17 protein-coding genes are annotated in these 12,923 nt (G+C 67.0%); 13 read left to right on the top strand and 4 right to left on the bottom strand.

Annotated features, from left to right (window positions below; translation table 11 throughout):
• The first annotated feature begins 108 nt into the window (after positions 1-108).
• Positions 109-1,011, top strand: coding sequence for an archaetidylserine decarboxylase (gene asd, locus AC1DX5_RS15000; protein ID WP_478016219.1), 903 nt, complete (start codon positions 109-111; stop codon positions 1,009-1,011).
• Between the two features lie 46 nt (positions 1,012-1,057).
• Here the strand turns inward: asd and AC1DX5_RS14995 are convergent, their stop codons facing one another.
• From AC1DX5_RS14995 to AC1DX5_RS14985, 3 genes are all read right to left on the bottom strand, one after another.
• Positions 1,058-2,341, bottom strand: coding sequence for a serine hydrolase domain-containing protein (locus tag AC1DX5_RS14995; RefSeq protein ID WP_478016218.1), 1,284 nt, complete (start codon positions 2,339-2,341; stop codon positions 1,058-1,060).
• Positions 2,342-2,543: 202 nt separating this feature from the next.
• On the bottom strand, positions 2,544-3,293 hold the full coding sequence (locus AC1DX5_RS14990; protein WP_478016217.1) for a siderophore-interacting protein: 750 nt from the start codon (positions 3,291-3,293) through the stop codon (positions 2,544-2,546).
• Positions 3,290-3,889 (bottom strand): O-methyltransferase, encoded by a 600-nt coding sequence (locus tag AC1DX5_RS14985; RefSeq protein WP_478016216.1) that lies wholly within the window; start codon positions 3,887-3,889, stop codon positions 3,290-3,292. The genes AC1DX5_RS14990 and AC1DX5_RS14985 overlap by 4 nt, the downstream gene beginning before the upstream one ends.
• A 240-nt stretch (positions 3,890-4,129) precedes the next feature.
• Between AC1DX5_RS14985 and AC1DX5_RS14980 the strand changes: the two genes are divergently transcribed.
• A complete protein-coding gene (locus tag AC1DX5_RS14980; protein WP_478016215.1) occupies positions 4,130-4,933 on the top strand; it encodes an AraC family transcriptional regulator in 804 nt (267 codons plus the stop codon).
• A 157-nt stretch (positions 4,934-5,090) separates the two neighbouring features.
• Here the strand turns inward: AC1DX5_RS14980 and AC1DX5_RS14975 are convergent, their stop codons facing one another.
• Positions 5,091-5,780 (bottom strand): hypothetical protein, encoded by a 690-nt coding sequence (locus AC1DX5_RS14975; RefSeq protein ID WP_478016214.1) that lies wholly within the window; start codon positions 5,778-5,780, stop codon positions 5,091-5,093.
• Positions 5,781-6,240: 460 nt separating this feature from the next.
• On the opposite strand from AC1DX5_RS14975, the gene AC1DX5_RS14970 reads away from it, so the two are divergent.
• From AC1DX5_RS14970 to AC1DX5_RS14920, 11 genes are all read left to right on the top strand, one after another.
• Entirely contained in the window at positions 6,241-6,648 is a 408-nt protein-coding gene (locus tag AC1DX5_RS14970) for a hypothetical protein (RefSeq protein ID WP_478016213.1), read from the top strand.
• Complete coding sequence (locus AC1DX5_RS14965) at positions 6,645-6,851, top strand: hypothetical protein (RefSeq protein WP_465174451.1); 207 nt, start codon at positions 6,645-6,647, stop codon at positions 6,849-6,851. The genes AC1DX5_RS14970 and AC1DX5_RS14965 overlap by 4 nt, the downstream gene beginning before the upstream one ends.
• Positions 6,848-7,057, top strand: coding sequence for a helix-turn-helix transcriptional regulator (locus AC1DX5_RS14960; protein WP_465174452.1), 210 nt, complete (start codon positions 6,848-6,850; stop codon positions 7,055-7,057). The genes AC1DX5_RS14965 and AC1DX5_RS14960 overlap by 4 nt, the downstream gene beginning before the upstream one ends.
• Positions 7,054-7,992, top strand: coding sequence for an alpha/beta fold hydrolase (locus AC1DX5_RS14955; RefSeq protein ID WP_478016212.1), 939 nt, complete (start codon positions 7,054-7,056; stop codon positions 7,990-7,992). Before AC1DX5_RS14960 ends, AC1DX5_RS14955 begins: the two co-directional genes overlap by 4 nt.
• Before the next feature lie 320 nt (positions 7,993-8,312).
• Complete coding sequence (locus tag AC1DX5_RS14950; RefSeq protein WP_478016211.1) at positions 8,313-9,047, top strand: alpha/beta hydrolase; 735 nt, start codon at positions 8,313-8,315, stop codon at positions 9,045-9,047.
• Positions 9,044-9,838, top strand: a complete 795-nt coding sequence (locus tag AC1DX5_RS14945; protein ID WP_478016210.1) for a tetratricopeptide repeat protein — start codon at positions 9,044-9,046, stop codon at positions 9,836-9,838. Before AC1DX5_RS14950 ends, AC1DX5_RS14945 begins: the two co-directional genes overlap by 4 nt.
• 57 nt (positions 9,839-9,895) lie before the next feature.
• Positions 9,896-10,312 (top strand): VOC family protein, encoded by a 417-nt coding sequence (locus AC1DX5_RS14940; protein WP_478016209.1) that lies wholly within the window; start codon positions 9,896-9,898, stop codon positions 10,310-10,312.
• A 1-nt stretch (position 10,313) separates the two neighbouring features.
• On the top strand, positions 10,314-11,369 hold the full coding sequence (locus AC1DX5_RS14935) for an NAD(P)H-dependent flavin oxidoreductase (protein ID WP_478016208.1): 1,056 nt from the start codon (positions 10,314-10,316) through the stop codon (positions 11,367-11,369).
• The gene (gene gloB, locus AC1DX5_RS14930; protein WP_478016207.1) at positions 11,366-12,100 is read left to right on the top strand and encodes a hydroxyacylglutathione hydrolase; all 735 of its coding nucleotides are present in this window, start codon (positions 11,366-11,368) and stop codon (positions 12,098-12,100) included. The genes AC1DX5_RS14935 and gloB overlap by 4 nt, the downstream gene beginning before the upstream one ends.
• A gap of 47 nt (positions 12,101-12,147) precedes the next feature.
• A complete protein-coding gene (locus tag AC1DX5_RS14925) occupies positions 12,148-12,540 on the top strand; it encodes a hypothetical protein (protein WP_465170171.1) in 393 nt (130 codons plus the stop codon).
• Complete coding sequence (locus tag AC1DX5_RS14920) at positions 12,540-12,923, top strand: hypothetical protein (RefSeq protein ID WP_478016304.1); 384 nt, start codon at positions 12,540-12,542, stop codon at positions 12,921-12,923. Before AC1DX5_RS14925 ends, AC1DX5_RS14920 begins: the two co-directional genes overlap by 1 nt.

Below are 12,923 nucleotides of genomic sequence, written 5' to 3'. Positions count from 1 at the left end.
CAAATGCGGTCGCCCCACCTGGACGGGCCGCCTTGCTTTCCACCGAATATCGTCGGAGAGCCACCGGACAGCCGACCATCACTTCCGCCAGTCGGACGGCATCCGCGCATGAGGCGCAGGGTAACGCTGACCCGCAACGTCCCTCATTCGAGCCTGACCATGTCCGACCGCCTCAAGATCCTGCTTCAGCACCTGCTGCCGAAACAACGCCTGACCCGCTTCGCCGGTCATGTTGCGGGGGCGGAGGGAAGCGCGATGACGCTCCCGCTGATCCGCTGGTTCGTCCGGCGGTACGGCGTGGACATGAGCGAGGCCGCGAATCCGGACATCGCCAGCTATGCCAGCTTCAACGCCTTCTTCACCCGCCCGCTCAAGCCAGGCGCCCGGCCCCTGGCCGAGGCCGATTTCACCTGCCCGGTGGACGGCGCGATCAGCCAGTTCGGCGCGATCGACGACCATCACATGCTTCAGGCGAAGGGGCATCGCTTCACCACCATTGATCTGCTCGGCGGCGACAGCGACCTGGCGGCCCGGTTTCGCCATGGCAGCTTTGCCAATCTGTACCTGTCGCCACGGGATTATCACCGCCTGCACATGCCCTGTGACGGCAGGCTGACCCGGATGATCCACGTGCCGGGCGCGCTTTTCTCGGTCAACCCGACCACGGCGCGCGGCGTGCCCAACCTGTTCGCGCGCAACGAGCGCGTGGTGTGCGTGTTCGACTCGCCCGAACACGGCCCGTTCGTCATGGTCCTGGTCGGCGCGACCATCGTCGGCAGCATGGCCACCGTCTGGCACGGCGTGGTCAATGCGACACGCACCGGCAAGATGTCCGACTGGACCTATGACGGCCAGGACATCCTGCTGAAAAAGGGCGAGGAAATGGGCCGCTTCCTGCTTGGCTCGACGATCGTGATGCTGTTCCGTCGCGGCTCCATCGCCTTCAACCGGGACTGGGCACCCGAACGGCCCGTGCGCCTCGGCGAGATGATGGGCAACAGGCCGGGCTGAGACCCTTTCCGACGCGGCATGCACCGCCCGCGCGACGGGCCCCGCTTTATCGCGGCGCGGCGCCCGGGGTTTTCACCCCCGGCTTCGGCGCCGCCAGCTCGAGCCAGTCGTGCGCCGGCAGGCCGTACAGCATGTCGAAGAATTCGAGCTGAAGCCGCGCCGCCTGGCCCCCGCTGCTGTTCCACAGCATCACGATGCCGCTTCTTTCGGCGGGATCGAACAGGATGAGCGAGCCATAGCCGTCGACCGACCCGCGATGCCCGACCAGGGCATGTCCGGCGTACGTGAAGCTGCGCCAGCCCAGCCCATAAGCGGCATTCCCCAGGGCGCGATCCATCGGGCCGCGCGGGCCATGCGGCGGGGTCGGCACCCTGGCGCGGTGCATCGTCTCGAGCGCGCGCGGCGACAAGATCGTCGGCGCCTCGCCCATCTGCGCGCGCATCCACTGCGCGAGATCGCGGATCGACGAGTTGACCCCGCCCGCCGCCGGCACGCGATAATAAATGTCGGTCACGGTGGCCGGGATCTTGTTCCGATGGTGCGGATGCGCCCAGCTCGCCGCGCCTTCCAGGCCGGCACGCCCGATGCTCGCATGAGTCATGCCGAGCGGTTCGAACAGCCTTGCGCGCGCGACGCTGGCATAGTCGCGGCCCGTCACATGCTCGACGATCTCGCTCGCCGTGTCATAGGCGATGTTCTGATACGCATAACAGGTGCCGGGCGGACAAAAGGGCGGCAGCGTGCCGAGTGCCGCGCGCAGCGCCTTCGGATCCTCCCCGGCCTCCAGCCGCTCGTCCCATGCGTTGCGGACGAGACCGACCCGGTGCGACAGGACGTCGGCGACCGTCACCGCCCGGGAATCGCCGGGAAGCGTGAGTGTCGTGCCCATCGACGCCAGCGGCGCGTCGAGCGACAGCTTGCCGTCTTCCGCCAGCTTGGTGACGAGCGCGGACGCCACGGCCTTGGAAAGCGACGCCCAGCGGAACACGGTGTCGGGCGTAACGGGATTGCCCGAGCCCGCGACCGTCTCGCCATAGCCCCGCAGGAACCGCACCCGCCCATGCTCGACCGTGCCGACGGCCAGGYCGACCATGTCGGGCTCCTGCATGAGGCCGGCTATGCGTTTTTCCAGGTGGCTATAATCGACCTTCGACGGCATTTCGGGCGGCGGGATGTCGATCGACAGCACGTGAGAGACCGTCCGCGCGTGTTTGCCGGGCAACAGCCGCGACCAGGTGATGCCCAGCATCGCGGCCCCACCCAGGATGAGGGCAAGCGCGAGGCCCATGACCAGCTTGTTTCCGTACCAACGCTTCCCTGACCCGCTCATCCGTCTCCGACCTTCCCGAAATGGCGTTTCGGGCACGCATTGTTCTGACTGCCGGTCCGCCTAGCCGCCCGGCGCGGGCTTGGCCATAACCGGCGGACGAACGAGCGCTGTCAGGACCGCGATCGCCAGTGTCCTGAATCTGAAGGTCGATCCGTTACAGACCCGCCATTCAACTATTCATCAACGCACGTCAGTTCCACGCTCAGTCCAGGCCGGTCTTGCCGGGCGCCCAATAGGCCTTGGTCAGGAGGCGCGCCGCCGGGATCGCCTGCTGTCTCAGGCCCTGTCGCAGCCGTTGGATCGTGCCGGCCTTTCCGGTCAGCACGAACGACGCGCCGGCTGCGACCAGCGCCGGGAGCGCCGCCTCCATCTCCGCCCAATGGGCGTCATCCGGCTTTCGCGCGAAGAACGCGGCATCATGCAGGCCGAGCTGCGACGCGACCTGTCCGGCCCCCTCCACATCGTCGACTTCGAACAGGCAGGCGACGGATCGCGCACCCTCCCGATGAGTCGCCGCGTAAGCGAGCCCGATCGAGGTCTCGTCACCGATGATGGCGAGCGGACCGGCCAGGCGCCGCAGGTCGAGCGAAGCGCGCGGGCCGAAGATATCGCATGAATCGCCAGGGCTGGCCGCCCGGACCCAGGCGCTTCCCGGGCCGTCCCCATGCGCATAGCCGAGCAGGCAGGTCCGCCCGGTCGCGGCATTCCATTCGATCGGCGTATAGGTTCGGGCAAGGAAGGCCGAGCCCATCGCGATCTGGACCTTTTGCCCCGGCGCCCAGGCGACACCCTCGAGCGCGGGGCCTTCGAGCGTGATCAGCCAGAACCGGTCGGCCAGCCGCTCGCTCGCGACCACCGTCGCGCGCTTCATCAGCAGGCGCATCAACGCCTTGCCGATCCTCCCCGGCTCCCTGGTGCCGGGGCGTTCGGGCGAGTCCGCCGCCAGCATCATGACAGCTTCACCGTGAATTCATTGCCGCGACCTTCGTCCGGCAGCGCCAGCGAGATATAGCCGTTCGCCGGATCGCGGACATAATCCCGATATCCCGGCTCGAACGCGTTTTCCCCGAGGATCACCGCGCCGGCCCTCAGCCGGGGCTCGATCAGCTTGAGCACGGGCAGGTAGAGCGAGAAGGCGCCGTCGACCAGCAACAGGTCGACATCGCCGCCGACGTCCCGCAGCGTCTCTAGCGCGTCGCCCGCGCGGATATCGACCAGATCGCCCAGGCCGGCCGCGTCGAGATGGGCGCGTGCCCGCGCCACCTTGGCCGGCTCCATCTCGCTGCCGATCAGATGCCCGCCGCCATTGTCGCGAAGCGCGGCGGCAAGATAGAGCGTCGAGATACCCATCGACGTGCCGAACTCCACGATCCGCCTCGCCCTGCAGGCGCGCGCGGTCGCATAGAGAAAGCGCCCATAGTCCGGCGAGACGGCGAGGAAATTGTCGGCATAGTTGCGATAGGTCGTTCGATAATCCCTTTCGCTGGCGAGAAGATCGGCGACCAGCTGCTCGATCGACGCGCCCGGCGCGTCGATGGCGGCCCGCATCGCTTCCGCGTGTGCGCGATCCGCCGCTTCGGCATCCCGATGCAAATTGCCCAGAAGCGCCGCGACGCGAGGGCTGCTCAATGTGTCCACGACATGTCCTTTTTTCGATTCCGGGGGCGCCGCCGGCCTCGACGGGCGCATGCGGATCGATTACCGGGAACCGGATTTGGCGTCATTACGAAGGCTGGACAGAATGTTATTCGATCTCGCCACGCACTCCCATTTGCCCGGTGCGCCGTCGTGCCGATCCTGAACGAGCTGCAGGATTTCGAATGGGTCGATCCCGACGACGTGCCCCGCCCGATCGTGGCCTTCGGCGCGATGATGTCGGACGTCGGGGGATTCGAGCTCGAGCCTCATCGCCACCGGAAAGGCCAGATGCTGTACGTGCAGCGCGGCGCGCTCAGTTGCGAGGTGGACGGCGGGCTGTGGATCGTGCCGCCCCGCAGCGCGATCTGGATACCGGGTAATGCGTTGCACGCCATCAGGGCGACCCGCGTGCTCGAAGGCTATAACGCCTTTGTCGATCCCGACGCGGGCACGGGCCTGCCCGACACCTGCTGTGCGGTCTCCGTGACACCGCTGCTCCGCGAGCTTCTGACCCGCGCCGCGCACCTGCCCTATTTCTACGAGGAAGGCGGCGCGACGGCGCGGCTGGTGGCGGTCCTGCTCGACGAGCTCGCGGCGGCGCCGGTCGAGGATCTTCACCTGCCGATGCCGACCGACCGGCGCCTGCGCGGGATCGTCGATGCGATGATGGCGTCCCCGGCGGACCGGGGCACGTTGGACAGTTGGGCGCAGCGCGCGGGCATGAGCGAACGAACCCTGGTGCGGCTGATCAGCCGGGAGACGGGCATGAGCTTCGGCCGCTGGCGCCAGCAACTCAGCGTCGTGCTGGCGGTGAAATGGCTGGCCGGCGGCGCGTCGATCCAGCAGGTCGCCGGCGACCTTGGCTATGAGAGCGTGCCCAGCTTCGTCACCATGTTCCGCAAGGCGCTCGGCACGTCGCCGGGGCGATACATGGCGGAGCGATATTCGGGGTGAGGCCGCCGTTCCCCAGGCCAATCTCCGGCATTGTGTAGCAAATGTACCAAGGTAGTTTCAAAGGCCGCTGCCTTCGATTCAACCGCCATCATTTGCGATGCATGTCGCTCCATAAGGAGCGTTGAGCGTGTCTATTTCTTTTGCGGCCTTGATGGGGCTAGTTGGAGCCGTTGCCGGACCGACAACGTTTGGCCTCGTCTGGCCCCAGAACCTCGCCCCAATGATAGAAGGCGAAGCCTGTCTCCCTAACTATGTCAAAGGCGTCCGTGTAAACGACCCGCCCAAAGTGGACGAGAGCAAGGGTCTTTTCTGCCAGCGCTGGCATATGGGGAGCCAGAAAATCCTCTCTGGCATATGGGTAGATGTATCGCTCGACACCAGGCCCCACCGTGGCATCATCCGATTGGCCAAAGAGCCCTCGGCCGACATCGGCTGGATTGAAGTCGATGGGATCGGGAACCAAGGCGAATCTGGAGAACGTCATCACGGTGTAAGCTGGAGTTTGGCCGGTGTTTTTGATGAGCAAGGGCACTCGGACATGCCCTCCTTCCGGGACGTTCACACCGCCGGGCTCTACCGTTATATAAGCGCGGAGCTGACGCCGCGCGGAACCCTCCGCGATTTCGTTCGCCTTGACCATCTCATTGGTGGCCCGGCCAGTGTCCTCCACGGCATCCAGCGTGGCTTCCAAGGTTCGCTTGACGTAAACGACACCCAGTATCGAGACGAGCAGCGTAACGCCCGCAAAGATCGCCGCGAACAGCGCGCTATCGGCGGCGCGTTGTTGTGCGCGCAAATCTTGTTCGTCGTGGGCAGCTTGTGCGGCGGATTCTACATACTCGCTCACACACTCGAAAACAGCCGAAGGCTCTCGACCGACACAAGCACGCTCCGCGCTCTGCTTAGCAGCGGCCTCATATTGTCGGGGGGCATCGTAATGGCGCTGGCGTTCGGCGCCGTCCAATCCCCCTAGCAACCAAGCAAGCACTATAGCCGCGACGATCCCAACCGCTGGGAATATCGCTTCTACAGACGCAAATTTTCCGCCCCGATTGCCTCCGGACACTGGATCAAGAACACCGCTGTAAATTTACCCGGGCAAGCTTGTTCCTGATGTTCGGCTCTGAGTCCAGTACGCCGATAGCGGCCAGCTATTCGACCAGCTGCGCATAAGTAACGTTCCTCCTCTTCCGCAAATCTCCCGCCCCCGCCTGACAACCTCACCACGCAAATTGACAACCCCGCTTGACAGACAAGCGACCTTGACTGTAAAGCTTCCCTTACTGATTCGAAAGGGAGCTTTACTCATGACCAAAAGCAAAGCGATCGGGCGGTATAATCGCCGGGTCATCATTCTGAGCCTGATCTACGCGGCGGCGCTGATCGGCGCGGTCTATGGCTTCAAGCACCAGCTGCTCAGCGGCCCGGTCGCCTGGATCGTCGCCATCCTGCCCGCGTTGCCGATCATCGGCATGCTGGTCGTTATCGGGCGGTATCTGACCGAAGAGACCGACGAATATCTGCGCGACATGATGGTGCGCCAGGCACTGATCGCGACCGGCTTCGCGCTCAGCATTTCCACCGCCTGGGGGTTTCTCGAGAATTTCGGCCTCGTGCCGCATGTCTATGCCTATTATGCGGTGATCCTGTGGTTCGCCGGGCTGGGCATCGGCGCCTGCGTCAACAAGCTCCAGGCAGCGGGAGGTGAGGCATGACCCGCGATCGCGTCGACCCCGGGGTGGGCAGCTATCTGCGCCGTTTCGGGCCTGTCATCCTCCTCTATGTCGTCCTGGTCTGCGCGACGCCGCTTCTGATCCGGAGGACCAGCGCCCCCGGTGCGCTTCTCTGGGCCATCATCGGCCTTGCGGCCGGCGCGGCCGCCGGCGTGTTGCTCGTCCACCGCGGAGGCCAGGCATGAAGAACCGCCTCAAGGTGCTCCGCGCCGAACGCGACTGGAGCCAGGGCGATCTCGCCGACCGGCTCGACGTCTCGCGCCAGAGCGTCAACGCGATCGAGACCGGCCGCTACGACCCCTCGCTCCCTCTCGCCTTCAGGATCGCCGAGCTGTTCGAGCTCTCGATCGAAGACATTTTCACCAGCCCATCCAAGGAGACCATGCAATGACCCCCGCCAAAATGACTCGGTCCAATCGGGGCCGCCTGATCGCGACCATCGCCCTGCCGCTGCTGTTGCTCAACGTCTTCCCGGCCCATGCCGCGCCGGCCCAGGCGGCCATGGTCGCCGCGCCGGCCGCGACGATGGACCATATCTCGATCGAGGCGACCGGCACCGGCCCCGCGATCTTCCTGATCCCCGGCCTGTCCAGCCCGCGCGCGGTGTGGGACGGCGTGGTGCCCGACCTGGCGAAGACGCATCGGGTCCATGTGGTGCAGATCAATGGCTTCGGCGGCGACGCGCCGGGCGCGAACCTGAAGCCGGGCATTCTCGACGGGGTGGTCGCGGAACTCGACGCCTATATGACCAGCCACAAGATCAAGGACGCAGCGGTGGTCGGCCATTCGCTCGGCGGGCTGGTCGGGCTGATGTTCGCCAAGGCGCATCCCGACCATCTGTCGCGGCTGATGGTGGTCGACGCCCTGCCCTTTTACGGCATGTTGTTCGGCCCGACCGCGACGGTCGCGATGATCGAGCCGCAGGGCAAGGCAATGCGCGACCAGATGACGGCGACCTGGGGCAAGCCGGCCGACCCGGCCCCGGCCGAGGCGATCGCCAACCAGCTGTCGCTCAAGCCCGAGTCCCGCGCGAAGGTGAAGGCCTGGGTGATGGCTGCCGATCCGCGCGTCTCTGGTCAGGCGATGTATGAGGATCTGACGACTGATCTCCGGCCCGATCTGGCCGGCATCAGGACGCCGATCACGCTCGTCTATCCGTGGCGCACCGCCGCAACCAAGCCGATGGCGGACATGCTCTACAAGGGCGCCTATGCCGCCGCGCCCAACATGACCTATGTCGATGTCGGCGACGCGGCGCATTTCGTGATGCTCGACCAGCCGGCCGCCTTTGCCGACGCGCTCAAGGCCTTTGCCGACGCGAAATGACGCCGATCCTGACGCCGCAGGAACAAGCGAGCCTGCGATCGACCTGCCCGGCGGATCCGGATCGGAAAGGGGCGAGCGGGTTCCGGTTCTGAAGCCGTCGGCCGGAACGTGTCGTCGCCCCTTATCGACAACATACTGATATATAACGATAATATTAAATACCCGGGAAAAAGATATGGGACATGCTGGTGTCCCATATCTCCCCGCGGCAACGATGGGTCCGACAGGGCCGGTGCTCGATTCAACGATTTCAGTGCCGGCGCTATGCCCCGACCAAGACTTTCCCTCCACGGCGCAAGGCAGTCGGTATAAGGGGCCTCATGACTGATCCCGCGCCAATCTCCGTCCGCCCCGCCCTCGCCTATCACCTGACCGAGGGCGCGGGCCCGGCGATCGTCTTCCTGCCCGGCTATGCCTCGGACATGACCGGCAGCAAGGCGCTCGCGCTCGAGGCCTGGGCGAAGGAGGAAGGCCGCGCCTTCCTGCGCTTCGATTATGGCGGCTGCGGACAAAGCCAGGGCGCGTTCGAGGATCAGACGCTGGCCGGCTGGCGCGACGACGTGCTGGAGATGATCGACCGGGCCGTCACCGGGCCGGTCGTGCTGGTCGGGTCGTCGATGGGCGGGTGGCTGATGCTGCTCGCCGCGCGCGCCCGGCCGGACCGGGTGGCCGGGCTGGTCGGCATCGCGCCCGCGCCGGATTTCACTGATTGGGGCTTCACCACCGACGAAAAGCTGGCGCTGCTGCAGCATGGCCGAATCGAGCGGCCCTCCATCTATTCGGACCAGCCGACCGTCTATACCGCGCGCTTCTGGCAGTCGGGCGAGGCCAACCGGATCATGTCCGGCACGATCCCGTTCGACGGGCCGGTGCGGCTGATCCAGGGCCAGGCCGATCCCGACGTGCCCTGGCACCGCACCGTCCATCTCGCCGAACTGCTGCGTTCAGCCGATGTGCAGACAATGCTCGTCAAGGACGGCGACCACCGCCTGTCGCGCGATATGGATATCGCGCTGCTCATCGGGGCGGTCGAGGATGTGATTCAGCGCTTATGATCCTGCCCCTGTTGCTGCTTGCCGCGCAAAGCGCTGCCCCCGCCCCCGGCCAGGTCTCCGGCCCGCCCGATCCGGTCGAGCAACGCTTCGACCGGTGCGTCGATCTCGCGGAAAGCGATCCGCGCGCGGCCGAGGACGAGGCGGGGCGCTGGCAGCGCGATGGCGGCGGGTTCCTGTCGCATCAATGCCTCGGCATCGCCTATGCCAACCAGACGCGCTGGACCGCGGCCGCGGCCGAGTTCGAGGCCGCGGCGCGCGGCGGCGAGATCGTGCGGGACAAGCGCGCGGCGAATTACTGGGCACAGGCGGGCAATGCCTGGCTGGCGGGCGGCGAGGCGATGAAGGCCCGCGGCGCGCTCAACGCCGCGCTGGCCTCGGGCACGCTTCAGGGCATGCAGCGCGGCGAGGCCAATCTCGACCGCGCCCGCGCCTTCGTCGCGAGCGGAGACCTGGCCGATGCGCGCACCGATCTCGATCGTGCCCTGGCCGATGCCGCGGCCGATCCGCTCGGCTGGCTATTGTCGGCGACTCTGGCGCGGCGCACGGGCGACATGCCGCGCGCGAAGAAGGATATCGCCGAGGCGATCCGGCTTGCCGGCGACGACCCCTCGGTCCAGCTCGAAGCGGGCAACATCGCCGCCGCCCTGGGCGACGAGGCGGGGGCCAGGACGGCCTGGAATCAGGCCGCGAAGCTCAAGCCGGACAGCGAGGCGGCGCGCAATGCCCGCAACGCGCTGAAGCAGTTCGATACGCCGGTGGCGGCACCGGCAACGACGCCGGCGAAGCAATAGGACACTGGCAAGCCTCGCGCTGCGCGCCTATCTCGCGGGGACCAAGGAGGCATGCCGATGAAGTATCTGCACACGATGATCCGCGTCACCGATCCCGACGCGACGATCCGTTTCTTCAACCTGCTCGGGCTGAACGAGGTGCGGCGCATGGACAGCCAGCAGGGCCGCTTCACCCTGATCTTCATGGCGGCGCCGGGCGAGGAGGGGAAAGCCGAGGTCGAGCTGACGCACAACTGGGACCCCGAGGACTATTCGGGCGGCCGCAATTTCGGGCATCTCGCCTACCGCGTCGACAATATCTACGAGACCTGCCAGCGGCTGATGGACGGCGGCGTGACGATCAACCGCCCGCCGCGCGATGGCCACATGGCGTTCGTGCGCACCCCCGACAATATCTCGGTCGAGCTGCTTCAGGACGGTCACCTGCCGCCGGCCGAGCCCTGGGCGTCGATGCCCAATACGGGCGTCTGGTAGGATGGGCGCGGCGGTCCGCGCGTTCCTGGCCATGACCGGCGCGCGCCTGCCGATCGTGCAGGCGCCGATGGCCAATTTCGCCGGGACCGAGCTGGCGATCGCGGCGATGGCGGCGGGCGGGGTCGGGTCGCTGCCCTGCGCGATGCTCGATGCCGATGCCGTGGTCGCGCAGGCGGCCAATGTGCGCGCGGCGGCAAGTGGGCCGCTCAACCTCAACTTCTTCTGCCACAGCATGGGGCCTCCACCCGACGAGACGGTGTGGCGGGCGAGTCTCGAACCCTTTTATATCGCGGAAGGCGTCGCACCGCCGACCGGCGCGCCGCCGCTGCGCCGGCCGTTCGACGCGGCGATGGCCGAGGCCGTCGACACCGTCCGGCCCGAGATCGTCAGCTTTCATTTCGGCCTGCCCGATCAGGACCTGCTCAAGCGTGTGAAGGCGACCGGCGCGCTGATATTCGGCTGCGCGACCAATGTCGCCGAGGCGCGCTACCTCGAAGAGCGTGGCTGCGACGCGGTGATCGCGCAGGGGTTCGAGGCGGGCGGCCATGCCGGGCATTTCCTGATGGGCCACCGCCCGGTCGGGCTGATCGCGCTGGTGCCGCAGATCGTCGATGCGGTGCATGTGCCGGTGATCGCGGCGGGCGGCATCGCCGATGCGCGCGGCGTCGCCGCGGCGATCGCGCTGGGCGCGGCCGCGGTGCAGGTCGGCACGGCCTATCTGCGCACGCCCGAAGCCCGGCCGAGCGCGGTGCAGCGCCGCGCGATGGAGACGGCGACGGCCGACGACAGCATCTTCACCAATCTGTTCTCGGGCGGCCTCGCGCGCGGGCTGCGCAACAAGCTGATGGAGGCGATTGGCCCGGTCAGCGATGCTGCCCCGCCCTTCCCCTATTCGAGCGCGGCGCTGGCCCCGCTGCGCAGCCATGCCGAGCACGACGGCCGGGGCGATTATTCGCCGCTCTGGGCCGGCCAGGGCGTGGCGCTCGCCCGTACCGACTCGGCCGCTGCCCTTACCGACCGCCTGGGCAGTGCCGCCCTTATCGGGAGCCTCGCATGACTGACCTCGAGATCGTCCGCATTCCGGCGCTGAGCGACAATTATATCTGGCTGGTACACGATCCCGTGTCCGACGAGACCATGGTGGTCGACCCGGCCGAGGCCGCGCCGGTGCTGGCCGAGGCGGACCGGCGCGGCTGGAAGATCGGGCAGATCTGGAACACGCATTGGCACCCCGACCATACCGGCGGCAATGCCGCGATCAAGGAAGCGACCGGAGCGATCGTGTCCGGCCCGGCCGCCGAAGCGGCGCGGATTCCGACGCTCGACGTGGAACTGTCCGAGGGCGGCAAGGTCCGGATCGGCGATCATGTCGCGACCGTGCTGGAAACGCCCGGGCACACCGCCGGGCACATCATTTTCCATCTGCCGGGCGACGCGGTGGTGTTCACCGGCGACACGCTGTTCGCGMTSGGCTGCGGCCGGCTGTTCGAGGGTGACGCGGCGCAGATGTTCGCGAACATGCAGCGCCTCGCCGAGCTGCCGCCCGAGACGATCGTCTATTGCGCGCATGAATATACCCAGTCGAACGGCCGTTTCGCGCTGGCCGCCGAGCCGGACAATGACGCGATACGTCAACGGATGGAGGCGGTCGACGCAGCGCGGGCGCGCGGCGAGGCCACGGTGCCGACGACGATCGCCGGGGAGCTGGCGACCAATCCCTTCCTGCGTGCGGAATCCGCCGAACAGCTCCGTCTTAGACGTGCAGCCAAGGATGATTTTCGCGGCTGAATAGGGTATATCGGCGATGACGGGGGCGTCGGATCGAGGAGCATGCCATGCGTATCCTGTTTCCCCTGCTTGCCGTCGTCCTGAGCGGGTGCGCGGCGTCGGCGACGCCGCAGGCCAAGGTCAGCGACGAGGCCAGGCTGGCCGCCGACCTGGCCGGACTGACCCCGCAAAAGCCGGTGTCCTGCATCAGCGATTCCGGATCGGCCTCGATCAAGGCGTATGGCCCGACGATCCTCTACAAGGTCGGTCGCGACCTGGTCTATCGCACCGAAACCGGCGGCGGATGCGAGAAGATCGGCCGCGGCGACATCCTCGTCACCAAAAGCCCCTCGGGGCGGTTGTGCAGCGGCGATATCGGCCAGACCTATGATCCGACCTCGCGCTTCCCGACCGGCAGCTGCGCGATCGGCGAGTTCACCCCGTACAGGAAGGTAAAGTGATGCGCCGCCGCCTCGCTTTGGGCCTTGCCGCCCTGACGATCGCGGCCTGTGCGACCGCCGCCGACAGCAGCAAGGATCTCGACAAGGCGCTCGCCGGCCGCGCGCCGGGCGTCGCGGTTGACTGTATCGACCGGTCCTTCGCCGGCGGGCCGCAGATCATCGACGACAAGACCCTGCTCTACCGGTCCGGCCGCCACATCTACCGCAACGACCTTGAAGCGAGCTGCCCCTCGCTGCGTCAGACCTCGATCCTGGTGATCGAGGCGCATGGCAGCCAGATGTGCCGCAACGACCTGTTCCGGCCGACCGAGCCGGGCAGCGTCGTGCCCGGCCCGATCTGCCAGCTCGGCAAATTCACGCCCTATGACAAGCCGAAACCCTGA

Source organism: Sphingomonas sp. P2_B6 (assembly GCF_056404755.1).
This window is presented reverse-complemented; position numbering and strand designations above follow the sequence as displayed.

Coding starts and splice junctions, on each gene's coding strand:
- asd (WP_478016219.1), top strand. CDS start 109: ATGAGGCGCAGGGTAACGCTGACCCGCAACGTCCCTCATTCGAGCCTG.
- AC1DX5_RS14990 (WP_478016217.1), bottom strand. CDS start 3,293: ATGATGCTGGCGGCGGACTCGCCCGAACGCCCCGGCACCAGGGAGCCG.
- AC1DX5_RS14985 (WP_478016216.1), bottom strand. CDS start 3,889: ATGCGGGCCGCCATCGACGCGCCGGGCGCGTCGATCGAGCAGCTGGTC.
- AC1DX5_RS14970 (WP_478016213.1), top strand. CDS start 6,241: ATGACCAAAAGCAAAGCGATCGGGCGGTATAATCGCCGGGTCATCATT.
- AC1DX5_RS14965 (WP_465174451.1), top strand. CDS start 6,645: ATGACCCGCGATCGCGTCGACCCCGGGGTGGGCAGCTATCTGCGCCGT.
- AC1DX5_RS14960 (WP_465174452.1), top strand. CDS start 6,848: ATGAAGAACCGCCTCAAGGTGCTCCGCGCCGAACGCGACTGGAGCCAG.
- AC1DX5_RS14955 (WP_478016212.1), top strand. CDS start 7,054: ATGACCCCCGCCAAAATGACTCGGTCCAATCGGGGCCGCCTGATCGCG.
- AC1DX5_RS14950 (WP_478016211.1), top strand. CDS start 8,313: ATGACTGATCCCGCGCCAATCTCCGTCCGCCCCGCCCTCGCCTATCAC.
- AC1DX5_RS14945 (WP_478016210.1), top strand. CDS start 9,044: ATGATCCTGCCCCTGTTGCTGCTTGCCGCGCAAAGCGCTGCCCCCGCC.
- AC1DX5_RS14940 (WP_478016209.1), top strand. CDS start 9,896: ATGAAGTATCTGCACACGATGATCCGCGTCACCGATCCCGACGCGACG.
- AC1DX5_RS14935 (WP_478016208.1), top strand. CDS start 10,314: ATGGGCGCGGCGGTCCGCGCGTTCCTGGCCATGACCGGCGCGCGCCTG.
- AC1DX5_RS14925 (WP_465170171.1), top strand. CDS start 12,148: ATGCGTATCCTGTTTCCCCTGCTTGCCGTCGTCCTGAGCGGGTGCGCG.
- AC1DX5_RS14920 (WP_478016304.1), top strand. CDS start 12,540: ATGCGCCGCCGCCTCGCTTTGGGCCTTGCCGCCCTGACGATCGCGGCC.